The following is a 12,906-nucleotide window of genomic DNA, read 5'->3' on the forward strand; positions in this document are numbered from 1 at the left end:
TTGAAACGATCAGCCGCGGCGAACCCGATTGCGGATTTGCTCGTGCATGTACAGTTGAAGGTAGTAAACGCCGCCGGAATTCTTGCCGCTCGAGCCCGAGCCCTTCCAGCCGCCAAAGGGTTGGAAACCAGGCCAGGCGCCGGTTGTGGCACCCTGCGGGCGGTTTCCGTAGGTTACGCCGGCCTGAATGTTGTCGTAGAACCATTCTCTTTCATCTTCCGAACCATAGAAGCCGGCCGTTAACCCGTACGAGACTTCATTTGCGATCTTCATCGCTTCATTCAGATCGCTGTATTTGCCAACGGTGGTGATGGGAACAAACATTTCATGCTGCCACAGGCGGTGCGTGAAGGGCAGTTCGGCGAGCGTCGGCGCGCAGAAGTAGCCCTTGCCGTATTCACCTTCGATGAGGATCTTGCCGCCGGTCAGGATATGCCCATCCTGGTGTAGTTCTTCGCTGAAACCCTGATAGTCACGGTATGAGCCTTTGTTGACCACCGGGCCGAGATACACACTGCGGTCGGTCGGATCACCAATGGTGAACTTGTTGGTCAGTTCCACCATGCGGCTGACGAGCTGGTCGTAGACCGATTCATGGATGAGGACGCGCGAGCAGGCCGAGCATTTTTGGCCCTGCAGGCCGAAGGCCGAGCGGGTGATGCCGATCGCAGCGTCTTCCAGGTTGGCGTTCTGGGTGACGATGGCCGGATTCTTGCCGCCCAACTCCAGGATGGTGGGGCGCACCCAGCGGCTGCTGCCAAAGTCGCGGTAAATTTTCATGCCGACGTCATAAGAACCGGTGAACGTGATGCCGTCGATCTCGGGATTCTCGATCAACGCCTGGCCCAATGTGGAGCCGGGACCGGTGACGTAGTTGAAGACACCCTCGGGGACGCCGGCGTCGCGCAGGCATTCTGCGATCAGGCGGGCCGTCCAGGGCGTGTCCGTGGCGGGTTTCATGACAACGGTGTTGCCGGCCACCAGCGCCGAAGCGGTGGGACCGCCGGTGAGCGCCGCGGGGAAGTTGAAGGGACTGATGACCAACCAGACGCCGTACGGCCGCAGGACGGATTCATTGGTCGATTCGAATCCAATCAAGGGATCTGTACCCAGTTTCACCGTGAAACCGTTGTTGATTTCCATCCGGTCGCAGGCATAGCGGAAGAGGGCGACCGTTTCGGCAGCATCCCCAAGGGCTTCCATGCGATTCTTGCCGACTTCGCTGGACATTACCACACCGATATCGAAAAGGCGATCGTTCATCAAGTCGGCGGCTTTGCGTACCAGTGCAACGCGATCCTGCCACTTCATGTGGCTCCATTTGGGGAAAGCCCTGCGCGCTGCAGCGAGGGCTGCATTGGCGTGTTCGGCATTGCCCTTCTGGAAGAGACCCAGGACTTCATCGGTGTTGGCGGGATTGCGATCCTCGAATTTTTCGGCGGCGAAGACATCCTTACCGTCGATGATCATCCCGTGGTCCTTGCCCAGATTGCGCTTGAACCTGGCCAGTGCTTCATCGTAGCGCGTGTGCAACTCTTCGGGCGGGTTGAACATGGTGGCATACGTAAGCGTGAACGAACTCTCAGCAGCCATACTCAATTAACCTCCATTTTCGAATTGTGAAGAATGAATAGGTCGATCTTTGTTCAGGCAAGGATAAGTATAGCGTAGGGTGAAATCCAAGTCAAAGCAATGCGCGGTTTGACTCACAAATTATCGAGCGATCCCGTGTAAAATAGGATTTGAGCGCCGTCCCGGAAAGCATTTTCCCAAAGGAGCAACCATCATGAAAAAAAGTGTCCTTACGACCTGTCTCGCGCTTTTCCTGCTTTTTACCGCCTGCACGCCGAACACCCCGCCGACCGAGTCTGAAATTGTAACTTCGGCGATGCAGACTGCGATCGCGGGAACTTCCGCTGCTCGATTGAACGCCATCGAAACGCCTGCTCCGGAGCCTTCCATGACCGCGACCTCCGTTTCCATGCCCGAGCAGGGAAGCGGTGCCACGCTCGAGCCCACGCTTGCCCCGCCGGACGCAGCGTTGGAAACGGACCTAAAAATCGCCTACACGGACGATCAAGCGAACCTGTGGTTCTGGCAAAGCGGCGCCGGCTCACAGCAGTTGACGGACAGTTCGGATATCAACGATTTCGCCCTGTCGCCGGACGGCAGTCAGGTTTTCTTCTCGCGCGCCAATATTTTCAACGAATACAGCCTGTGGTTGATCAATACGGATGGCAGCCAGGAACACCAGGTGATGAGCGCGGACGATTTCGCTGCTTTACCGCGCCCGGATCAGGCGGTCGGAGTTGCCCCGAGTCAGTTGGGTTGGGCGCCCGGCAGTCACACGGCGGTGTTTACCACCCATAATACGTACGACGGGCCGGGCATGGACATGAACAATGACCTGCGCCTGGTAAACGGCACGACCGGCGCGGTGAGCACCCTGTTGGAACCCGGGCAGGGTGGGGGCATGTACTTCTATTCGCCCGATGGAAGCCAGATCGCCCTGGTCAAACCGGATCAGATCGATTTGATCAACAGCGACGGCAGCCACCGCCGCCCGGCGGCTTTGAAGTACGGAAATGTCCTGATGTATACCGAGTCTCCTTTCTACGCCCAACCTGTCTGGTCGGCGGACGGCTCGCGCCTGCGCGTGATCATCCTGGCGGAAGACCGCCTGGGAAAGCCGGAAGAACCCAGCAGCGTGTGGGAAATTCAGGCTGCCAGCGGCACATCGACGCATGTGCTCGATTTTCATCTGAACGGCTTCGGTCCGGCCGCAGCCATTTCGCCGGACCTGCAATGGTTGGTCTACTTCCAGGCCACCGACAGCGGCGGCCAGCAGGACCTGCATATCGCCAGTCTGGACGGCGCAACGGATGAAATCTATGCCCACGGGTCGTTGAATTGGGTCACCTGGACGACGGATTCACGGCGCTTTGTGTGGACTCGCTACGGTGAAGTGGGATCGGCGCGGCAGACCTTCCTGGGCGAATCGGGCCAGGAGCCGATCCAATTGGGCGCGCCGCAGGCGCCGACAGATCTGGCCTGGGTGGACGGCGACCGGTTTTTGTTTCTGGAGAACGATGGCGCCACGCCGCCCGGCTGGAAGCTCTATCTGGGCAGTGTGGGCACTTCGAACCAGTGGCTGGCCGACCTGGCCGCCGGGAATGGAATTCCCAGGTTCGAGTTCGCGAAGTAAGGTGAAGAGTGAAGAGTGAAGAGCGAAGAGTGAAGAGCGAAGAGTAACCTGGTTGCGGACAGGTTTTATACGAAAATTCATGGGCGACTCGCGCGCCGTATACAGCCAGCCCGCAGGTCGACCACAACAAGCAGAGGCCGGCCTGCGGGCCGGCCCTCTGTATGAATCGATCGATGTTCAGGCCGGCGATGACCGCTTAAACGACCATGTCGGATAATTTTTCGGCCAGCGAGATAAAGTCGGCGGCGCGCAGGATATTGCCGGAACCCAACGGCCATTCGCCGCGCAGCAGCTCCACCCAGCGGTGCGGAATTCCGCTCAGGCCGTAAGTTGCGCCGGCGAGCGCGCCCACCACGGCGGCCGAGGTATCCGCATCGGCGCCCAGGTTGGCTACCTGAATGACGGCTTCCTCGAAGTTCGAAGTGGTCAGCAGACCCCATATGGCGCTTTCCAGGGTGTGGCGCACCCAGGCGGTATTGCGCAGGTCTTCGCGCTGACGGTGGGGGGCTTCATCGACGAAGGCGGCCAGTCCCGGCGGCAGGACGACCTGTTGGCGGGCGCGAGCCAGCGCGTCGACCGGGCGCGCGCCGTGCAGCAGCGCCAGGAGAACGGCGCTTTCGAAGGCGCAGGCAGCCACGCACTCGGTGTGCGGATGGGTCACCCGGCTCTGCAGAACGCTGTCGGCCAGACATTCGACCTGGGATTTCCAATGCGCCAGGGCGATCGGCCAATTGCGCATGAGTGAACCGTTACCGGCCGATTCCGGCTGGCGCTGTTGCACTTCCTGGGCAGCCAGGTCCCAGGATGCGCCGGCGGCGATGCGACTGAGTACGCTGGACGTATAAACCCCCACGTCGGGCGGGCCGAGCCGGTACCAACTGACGAAACGTTGTCCCAGGTCATCCGGGTTGAGTGGTTTTCGAGCCAGCAAGCTTTCGGCAACGGCCAGCGCCATTTCGGTATCATCGGTAAAACTGCCGGCCGGCAGACGCCCGGGAAGCAAGTCGCGCACCAGTTGATCGCTTGGGGTGGCGCGGCAGAATTCCAACGGCATGCCCAACGCGTCGCCGATGGCTGCGCCGACGGCCACGCCGCGAATGCGGTCTTGTAAGGTTGAGGGGGGATGAGCAGTCATGGGTAAATACTCTACGATATCAATAATACCAAACTTTCGGTGCACTTCCCCGCGAATATCAGGCTCGCAACAGGGATTGATAGAATTCTACCACCTGCAGGCGAACCCTGTGAACATCGGCTCGATCGGCAATGATCTGGTAATTTTGTCCGGCGGCCGAGGCTCGCAAGGCGGCATTTTCCAATCCCAGCAGCACGGCTTCGGCCAAAGACTGGGCCTGGTTCGAATCGACCAGCAGACCGTTGATGCCGGGGGTGATCCATTCGCGCATCGATTCGATGTCGCCGACCACCGGCAGGCAGCCGCAGGCCATGGCCTCGAGCAATGAATTGGGCGTGCCGTCGTGCGCGCTGGGCGAGATGAACACGTCCGAGCGCAGGAAGAGTTCCCAGAGTTGGGCCTGCGGCAGGGTGGGCAGCAGGTGGACGGCCGGGGCGATTTTCAGGCGCTCGATCCATTCGAGCGCTTCGGGCTGCCCGGCCATGGATGGACACACGAAATGAACGTTGGGCTGGCGTTCCAGCACCAGCGGAATGGATTGAAAAAAGACATCGTTGCGCAGCGAACCGGGCCGGAACCCGCGCGGATTGACGACCAGCGGCACGCCGGCCGGGACGGCCAGGTTGGAGGTGCGGGGCCGATCGCGCAGGGATTGGATCTCGGCCAGGTCGATGCCGCCGCTGCCCGGAACGAGCAGCTCGGGCTTGTGCGGGTCGAAACCCCAATTGGCCGCCAGGCGCAGGTCACGAGCGGCATCGGCGACCAGCGCGTCCGCGCGCTGCAATGCGCGGCGGGTGGCGGCGGCCATTTCCCGCGAGCCGCGGGCGTGCAGGGTCAGGTCATTGCCCCAAATCGAGACGGCCAGGGGCAGTTCGGGCGGGGTGGAGGCAGCCAACATGCCCTCGAAGGGAATACGCAGGGCGTGCACCAGGTCGGGCTGGGCAGCCGCCAGGAGCTTTCGGTAGGCTTTCACCTGCATTTTCAGGCTGAGTGGGCCCAGCCAGTAGCGCGCGCTCAGTAAGAGCGGGCGGAAGCGTGACACGAGACTTCGCCGCGGCGCCGAAGAAGGCTGGACGTTCGCGGATTGGCTGCCGGCCAGCCCGGAGAAGGCGATCGGCAGGATGTGGAGCCCTGCGATGCCTTCGACCGGCGCGCAGGCAAAAGTAGAACACAGGCTGACGCGAACATCGGCGGCCAGCAGGCTGTTGATCCAGCGCCGGGTAATCGGGCTGCGGCCATCCGCGACCAGAAAAACATGCATTTTCAGCCCTCCAAAACGGCGTGAACGGCTTGGGCGAACACGCTGACCATCTGTTCCAGATTGATTTCATCCGCGACGATGCGATAGGATTCCAACCCCATGCGGCGCAGGCGAGCCGCGTCGGAGAGGGCTTGCTGCAGGCTGCGGGTCAGGTCGTTCAGGCTGCCCGGGATGAGTTGCCAGCCGTTGGCGGAGCGCACCAGATCAGCCTGCGTGCCGTCGGCTTGGGCGGCCATGACCGGCAGGGCGTGCGACATGGCCTGCTGCAAGGCCAGTCCGCCGGTGCCCGGCAGGACGAACAAATCGGCGGCATCGAAAAGCGGGTCCAGGCTGGCGCCGTGGCGCGCGCCGAAGAACTGCGCCGCCGGATAAACCTGGCCGGCCAGGGTTTCCAGTTCGGCGCGGGCGGGGCCGTCGCCGACGATCCACACGGCCGGCTGGATGGAAGCGGGCAATGCGGCGCAGGCGCGCAGCAGCACATCGACGCGCTTTCGGGCCTGCAGCCGGCCGACGAAGAGCACCGTCGGGTGGCCGTTGGCAAAGATTTCCTGGCGGACCGGCGGCGGATTGACGGGTCGGGGTGTGGCGGCGTTGGGCGCGACAAAGATTCGATCCGCCGGGAACCCCGCGGCACGGTATTCGGCGGCGCCCTGCTGGCTGTAGGTCAACAACGCGTCGAACTGGCTCAGGAAACGCCGGCGGATTGCTCCGCGCAGCCCGGTCTGCGGGCCTGGAGCGCCCAGTCCCCAGCCGATCACCTTGCGGCTGCGGGCGTGCATCCAACCCACGGCCGCCGGAGTATGCAAATAGCGCGGATTGGCCTCGACGATGATCACCTGCGGCTGCCAGGAATTCAACCAGCTCATCAGGCCGGCCTGCCAGCACAGGTGGAAGGGCAGGTGAAGGTTGCGGGCCTGGAACCGGCGGGCAATTTGCAGGCCCGCGCCGCTTTCGATCATTTCTTCGGGGCGGGATTGGCCGGCGAAAACGCTCAGGCCGTCCGGGCAGTCTTTGGCCAGGGCGTCGAAGAGCGTCGCACGGTAGGCGGGCAGAACCCGCTGCACCAGGCCCAGGCGCACCGGGATGCTCATGGCGCCACGACCTTCGCGCTGGAACCCGAATCCGTTTTTTCGATCTCGATGCGCGCCGGGAAGTAGTCCTTGAGCTCTTCCATGTGGGTAATGACCAGAATCTTGGCAAAATCGTGGCTGACCGAGTTGATGGCTTCGATGAGGCGCTGGCGTCCGTCGGCATCCTGACTGCCGAAGCCTTCGTCGATCACCAGGGTTTGCAGGCGTGCGCCGGCGCGCTGGGCCAGCACCCGGCTGAGCGCCAGGCGGATGGCGAAATTGACCCGGAAGGCCTCGCCGCCCGAGAACATTTCGTACTCGCGCGTGCCGGCCGTGTCGCTGATCAGAATATCCAGCGTCTCTTTCTTGTCGTCGCGGTTCTTGTCCTTGTAATCGCGCTGGGTGGCGAAGCGCACCGACATGCTGCCCGCGCTCAGCCGGTCGAGGATTTCGTTGGCCTGGGCCTCGATCTCCGGCAGGGCCTGTTCGATCAACAGGGCCGGCACGCCGTCCTTGCCAAAGGCGCGTTCCAACTGCCTGAGCTGGCCGATCTGGCGGGTGGCGTCTTCGCGTTGGGCGCGGAGATTCTTCTGGCGGGCGCGCACCGATTTGAGCACTTCCACCTGCTGATGGGCCATACCCACCTGCATGCGGAGCTGATTTTCGCGTTCCTTCTGATCCCGCACCTGGTCTTCGGCGCCGTTCAGGTCGGGCAGTGCGGCCGCGGCCTTGCGATATTGGCCGTCGGCTTCGTTAAATTTTGCTTCAGCGGCCGTGACCTCTTTTTCGTCGGCCGCGACCTGTTTTTCCAGGCCGGCGATCTGGCGTTCGAGGGGTGCCAGGGCGGCGCGGGCGGCTTCCAGTTTGCGCAGGCGTTCCTGGCTGGCGCGGGCGGCGGATTCTTCGCGGCGCAGCTCGTCGTGGGCGGCGGCGTCATAGCCCAGCTCGCGCAAGGCGGCATCGACGCCGGCCAGTTCGGCGCGAGCCTCATGCGCATAGTCTTCCTCTTCCAGAATCCGCTTCAGTTCCGACAAACGTCTGGCGCCGCCGGACTGCCATTCGTCGATCCGCCCGGCGTTTTGTTCGCGCAGAGTTTGCAGCGCGGCGTGCTGGGCCTGCTGTTTGCGCAGGTCGGCCTCGACCTGACGCAGCGCATTCACCTCGGCGGTGAACTCAGCCAGCAGGGCGTCGTTTTCGGTCACCAGATGCTGATTCTGGCGGAAGCGATCGCCCATTTCCTTGCCCTGGCATTCGAGATCGGCGATCAAGGCCAGGCGGTCGTCCGGGCTGAGCGGCTGGCCGCACAGCGGGCAGGCGGCTCCGCTGGATTCCGCGAGCCGGTCGATCCGCTCGCGAAGCAGCCGCATCTCTTCTCGCAGACGCTTGTTTTCGGATTGGGCGTCAGCCTGCTGCTGGATGCGCTGCTGGCGCTGCTCTTCCAGCTCGCCGCGCCGGTCGAGCCTTTCGGATAGGGCCTGCGCGCATTGCTCGCTGGCATCCAGTTGTTCGTCCAGCCCGGGGAGGGCCTGTTGGATTTCCTCGATCTGGCCCTGTTGAGTCAGCAGCCCGGCGGATTCCTGTTCCAGGCGGGCGCGTTCGGTCTGGATGGCGGTCACCGGCCCGGAGCGCTGCTGCTGGTACTGGTTGAAATTGGCCGCCTGTGAATCGCGACGTCCCAGTTCGGCCTGCAGTTCCTGCCAGCGTTTGAAATCGGCTTCGATTTCTGCGGCGGCGGCCACCTGGGCCTGGTTGGCGGCGTGCTCTTCGCGCCGTTCGGACAATTGATCCGCGTTTGCCTGAAGGCGCTGGCGGGCCGAGACGACCTGGTTCTGCAACAGGTCGACCATATTCTTCTGCTGGGCGAGCGAATCGGCCAGCCGGCGCAGTGAACCGAGGGACTCTTCCATACTCTTCCGAAGCTGGCCGGCCTGGGCGAGCTGTTCTTCGAACTGGCGCAGGTTCTTGCGGCGCTGGTCTTCCTCACTCAACTCGGTATTGATCTCTTCCAACTGGGCATCGATGATGGCCAGTTCGCTTTCCTGGCGCTTGCGCCGTTCAGCGGCTGCGTCGCGATAACTGTCCCACACTTCCAGACCCAGGATACTGGCCAGAATGCGCTTGCGGTCGCCAGGCCGCTGCTGGGCGAACTGGTCGGCGCGGCCCTGCAGGAAAAAGGAAGCGTTGGTAAAGGTCTCGTAATCCATGCGCAGCGTCTGGACGATGCGCTCTTCGGTTTCGCGCACCGAATGTTCGGTGAGCGGGCGCCATTTGCCGTCGTCCTGCACGGTGAACTCCAGAAGGGTGGCCTTGTTGGCGGTCTTGGCGCGTTGGATACGGTAGCGATGCCCCTCGTAATCGAATATGAGGATGACCTCGGCGGATTTGCTGCGGCTGTTGATGATGGCGTCATCGTGACGGCGCGCTTCGCCGAACAGGGCCCAGGTGATGGCGTCCAGCAGTGAGGACTTGCCGGCTCCGTTGGCACCGGAGATGCAGGCCAGATCGAACTGGGTGAAGTCGATCGTGACGGATTGGTTGTAGGAGAGAAAACCGGATATCTGGAGTGAGACTGGGATCATGTCAAAGGTTCTTCTTCTCGACCGGGCTGACCAGGACTTTATCCACGCGCCGCTCATCCATGTCCATTACCTCGAAGCGGTAGTCGCCCCACTCGAAGTGTTGGCCCGCGGCGGGTATGGAGCCGATTTGATTCATGATAAAACCGCCCAGGGTCTGGTAGCCAACGTGCTCCTCGTCCGGCAGCTCTGAGAGGTCGAGCAAATCCTTTAACTCATCGATGGCCAGCAGGCCATCCAACAGCCAGGAGCCGTCTTCGCGCTGGATGATCTCAGGCTCTTCGGCCTCGCCCTGGGTGGGAATCTCGCCAACGATGGCAGCCAGAATATCATACAGCGTGACCATGCCGAGCAGCCCGCCGTATTCGTCGATGACCAGCGCCACGTGCACGCCGGAACTCTTGATCATCTCCAGCACTTTCAGCGCGGCCATGCTGTCGGGCACGAAGAGCGGCGGCGACATCAGTTCCTGGATGGCGGCCTTTTCGTCCTGGTCGTCACCGGTTTGAGCATGGGCTTTCTGGGCGTTGCCCGTCTGGGCGTTGCCCGCCTGGGCGTTGTAGATGAGCAAATCGCGCGCCCGCAAGATGCCGACCACGTTATCCAGCCCACCGGACGCGACTGGGAAGCGGGAATGGCGGCTTTCCAATACCTGGCGCAGGAGATCTTCATAGGACTCATCCAGGTCCAGCCATTCGATCTCGGTGCGCGGGGTCATGATGGCGTCGATGTAGCGTTCACCCAGGCGGAAGACGCTTTCGACCATGTCCTGTTCGGCGGCTTTGAAAACGCCCACCTGGGTGCCCTGCTCCATCAATACCTTGATCTCTTCTTCCGTTACAGGCGGCTCTCCGGACGGGCGGACACCCAGCAGGCGCAAACCGGCTTCGGTGGAGGCGCTCAACAGCGCCACCAGCGGCGCGGTCAGGCGCGAAAGAAAGCGCATGGGGTGCGCGACCGCGACGGCGATCTTATCCGGGTTGTTCATCGCCAGGCGTTTGGGAATGAGCTCGCCGATGACCAGCGAGAAGTACGTGGTCAGGATGACCACGACGGCCACCGCCACGCCGCTGGCGTACGGGGCGAGCCACGCCACCTGAATAAGCACCCGCGTCAGGCGTTCGGCCAGGGTGGCCCCGCCCAGGGCGCCGGTCAGGACGCCGATGAGGGTGATGCCGATTTGAATGGTGGAAAGCAACCGGTTGGGATTCTCAGCCAGGTCCAGGGCTTCCTGGGCGGCGTTCTCGCCTTCATCGGCGCGCTGTTGAAGGCGAACCTTGTGCGCCGAAACCATCGCGAGTTCGGTCATGGAGAAGACGCCGTTGAGGAGCAACAGCAGAAAGATGATCAGAATTTCAATCAAAGTTTGAGCCATGGCATCCTACTCAATCCGTTGAAGTCTGTCCGGCAACGCTGACCAGTTCGGCGGCTAATTTCTGCAAATCCCCGGCTTCAGCAGGCTCGATGTGCATGCTTTTCCAGTACAGGTTGAGCAGTTCCAGCGCAGACAGGCTGCTGATGGTCTGATCGCCGGCCAGGCGGACGCGGTTTTCGAGTTGAGGGCGGCGCAGGAAGTGAAATTCAAAGGCGGTTTCAGCCCTGCGACGCAGTTCGGCTTCATCCAGCATGGATTCGTACTCGCGCGGGTAGATTACCGTGAGGCGCACGATGGCGTCCCGCATTTCTTCGGGATCCGGCAGGGCCGCCTGACAGGCCGGCATCAGCTCGTCGGCGCTCTCGACCCGGACACTGCGGTCGATGAAGCGCCGGCCGGGCAGCTTGCGCCACTCCACCCGGGTTTCCTGGTTGTTATCGACATGGACGATGACAAAGCACTTTTCATCGTCGGCTTCCCCAAAATCGACCCGCTCGATGGATCCGGGGTAGACCACCGGCGGCTGGCTGCCCTCGTTCAGGTCTTGCGCCTTGTGAATGTGCCCCAACGCTACGTAGGCGAAGCGGGGATTTCGCATCAGCGAACCCGAAAGCACCAGGTCGTTTCCCAGCATGACGCTGCGCTCGCCGCCGTAGCGGGCGCCCTGGACTGATGCATGCGCCGCCAGGATCAGCGGCAGATCGCCGCGCGCTTCCTGAATGAACAGGGCCACCAATTGATCGATCCGCGTCTCCAGTTCACGGAAGACGCCTTTGGTTTCTTCGCCGCTCAGTTCCTGGGTGCTCATGATGCCCGACCGGGTGATCCAGGGCAGGGAGATGACCTGCAGGGGCACATCGAAGAGTTCGGCCGGGCCGAGCAACTCGGGCTGCGACGAGACATGCACGAAGGGCACCTGCAGGGTCTCGAACTCCTGCAGGGCGTGGGCGCGCCCATAAGCCGGCGAGAGATCGTGATTGCCCACCAGCAGCAGGGTGGGCACCCTGGCCGCCGAGAGGCGCATGATGCGCTTGCCGAACTCGCGTTGAAAGGTGGGCACCGGAGTCCGGTCGCGATAAGCATCCCCGGCGAACAGCACCAGATCGGCGCGTTCGTCGATGGCCGTGTCGACGATGGTATCCAACGCTTTGAGGAAATCCAGTACCCGGATGGGCAGGCCGCTGGCCGGGTCGCGCTTTCCCTGGCTGACCATATCGATGTGGGCGTCGGCGAAGTGAACGATTTTCAAAGTGACCCCCCCGTTAGGGTTGGACTCCCAGTTGCTGCGCCAGCGCGACGCAGGGCGAAAAACCTTCGTGGTATTTGAGGCAGGATTGAACGTCATCGACGGCGCCGCCGGTTTCACCCAGGGCTACGCGCGCCATGGCCCGCCAGTAGAAACTCTCTTCCAGGGCGGGTTCATCGTCCTTGACCTGGGCGATGGAATTGTTCGTGGCCAGTTGAACGACATCCGTGTAACGCCCGGTGTAATAGTAGGCGAAAAACGGCCCGGTTTCGTACCACAGGATGCGGTAGGGGCGCGTCGAGAGGTCATCGGGAAGCTGGTTGTAGAGGGTCAGCGCCTGATCATACGCCTGGGCCGCGCCGGTGTAATCCTGCAATGAGACCAGATTGGTGCCGTAGTTGAACCAGGCGAAGAACTGGTCGACGCCCTGGGTCTGATAAATCTGCGTGGACGATTTCTCCAACGCTGCGCGCAGGTTGGCGTTCTCATCCGCGGCGTTACCCAGCAGTCCCAGCACTTCGGGTTCCTTGTCGGCGGGGTAGACGAGGATATAAAGGTAATTAAATGAAAGCCATTCCTCGCCGAGTTGATCGTAGGTGACTTCGTTGTTCTCTTTAATATACGAATCCTGCACGATGAAGACCTGTTTGGCGTCATCATAGCCGGTGATCACGTTGTAATGGCCCATCCAGCTGATGCGCCCATTCAGGTCGCGTGTGCGGAAGCCTTTTTCGATCAGGACCGGATAACCGGCCGCCAGCATGCGTTTGAGCAGATCCGGATCGCCGCCCACGCGTTCGATCGCCTTGAGGTTGGTGTTGGTGTTCACGTAATCCACCAGTTCGTATGGCATGACGTTCTTGTCTTTGGCGAACGGCTTCAACGCGGGCCCCAGATCGGTCACCTTGCCCTGCCAGCCCCAGTAGCTCAGGGCCATGAACAGGTTGGCGGGCGCGCAGTAATTGAAATAACCGTGCTGGGTCTGGTAGACGACCCCATCCAGCCGCACGGAAGCGGGCAGCGGTGTGGCGGTGGGGG

At 62.1% G+C, this 12,906-nt stretch carries 9 protein-coding genes; 1 reads left to right on the forward strand and 8 read right to left on the reverse strand.

Features of this window, described 5'->3' with window-relative positions:
* Nucleotides 1-9: 9 nt before the first annotated feature.
* Nucleotides 10-1,593 (reverse strand): aldehyde dehydrogenase family protein, encoded by a 1,584-nt coding sequence (locus LARV_RS08200; RefSeq protein WP_075073179.1) that lies wholly within the window; start codon nt 1,591-1,593, stop codon nt 10-12.
* Between the two features lie 193 nt (nt 1,594-1,786).
* Between LARV_RS08200 and LARV_RS08205 the strand changes: the two genes are divergently transcribed.
* A complete protein-coding gene (locus tag LARV_RS08205) occupies nt 1,787-3,205 on the forward strand; it encodes a TolB family protein (protein ID WP_075073180.1) in 1,419 nt (472 codons plus the stop codon).
* A gap of 196 nt (nt 3,206-3,401) precedes the next feature.
* Here the strand turns inward: LARV_RS08205 and LARV_RS08210 are convergent, their stop codons facing one another.
* From LARV_RS08210 to LARV_RS08240, 7 genes are all read right to left on the reverse strand, one after another.
* Complete coding sequence (locus LARV_RS08210; protein WP_075073181.1) at nt 3,402-4,340, reverse strand: ADP-ribosylglycohydrolase family protein; 939 nt, start codon at nt 4,338-4,340, stop codon at nt 3,402-3,404.
* 58 nt (nt 4,341-4,398) lie between these two features.
* Nucleotides 4,399-5,601 (reverse strand): glycosyltransferase family 4 protein, encoded by a 1,203-nt coding sequence (locus LARV_RS08215; RefSeq protein WP_075073182.1) that lies wholly within the window; start codon nt 5,599-5,601, stop codon nt 4,399-4,401.
* Nucleotides 5,602-5,603: 2 nt separating this feature from the next.
* Nucleotides 5,604-6,692, reverse strand: coding sequence for a glycosyltransferase (locus LARV_RS08220; protein WP_075073183.1), 1,089 nt, complete (start codon nt 6,690-6,692; stop codon nt 5,604-5,606).
* Nucleotides 6,689-9,250, reverse strand: a complete 2,562-nt coding sequence (locus LARV_RS08225; protein ID WP_075073184.1) for an AAA family ATPase — start codon at nt 9,248-9,250, stop codon at nt 6,689-6,691. The genes LARV_RS08220 and LARV_RS08225 overlap by 4 nt, the downstream gene beginning before the upstream one ends.
* A 1-nt stretch (nt 9,251) precedes the next feature.
* A complete protein-coding gene (locus LARV_RS08230) occupies nt 9,252-10,622 on the reverse strand; it encodes a hemolysin family protein (RefSeq protein ID WP_075073185.1) in 1,371 nt (456 codons plus the stop codon).
* A gap of 10 nt (nt 10,623-10,632) precedes the next feature.
* Entirely contained in the window at nt 10,633-11,871 is a 1,239-nt protein-coding gene (locus LARV_RS08235; protein WP_075073186.1) for a metallophosphoesterase family protein, read from the reverse strand.
* A gap of 13 nt (nt 11,872-11,884) precedes the next feature.
* Nucleotides 11,885-12,906 (reverse strand): C39 family peptidase (locus LARV_RS08240; RefSeq protein ID WP_075073187.1); only part of this gene is annotated, 1,022 nt, incomplete at its 5' end.

Source organism: Longilinea arvoryzae (genome assembly GCF_001050235.1).
In the GTDB taxonomy this organism is placed as follows: Bacteria; Chloroflexota; Anaerolineae; order Anaerolineales; family Anaerolineaceae; genus Longilinea; species Longilinea arvoryzae.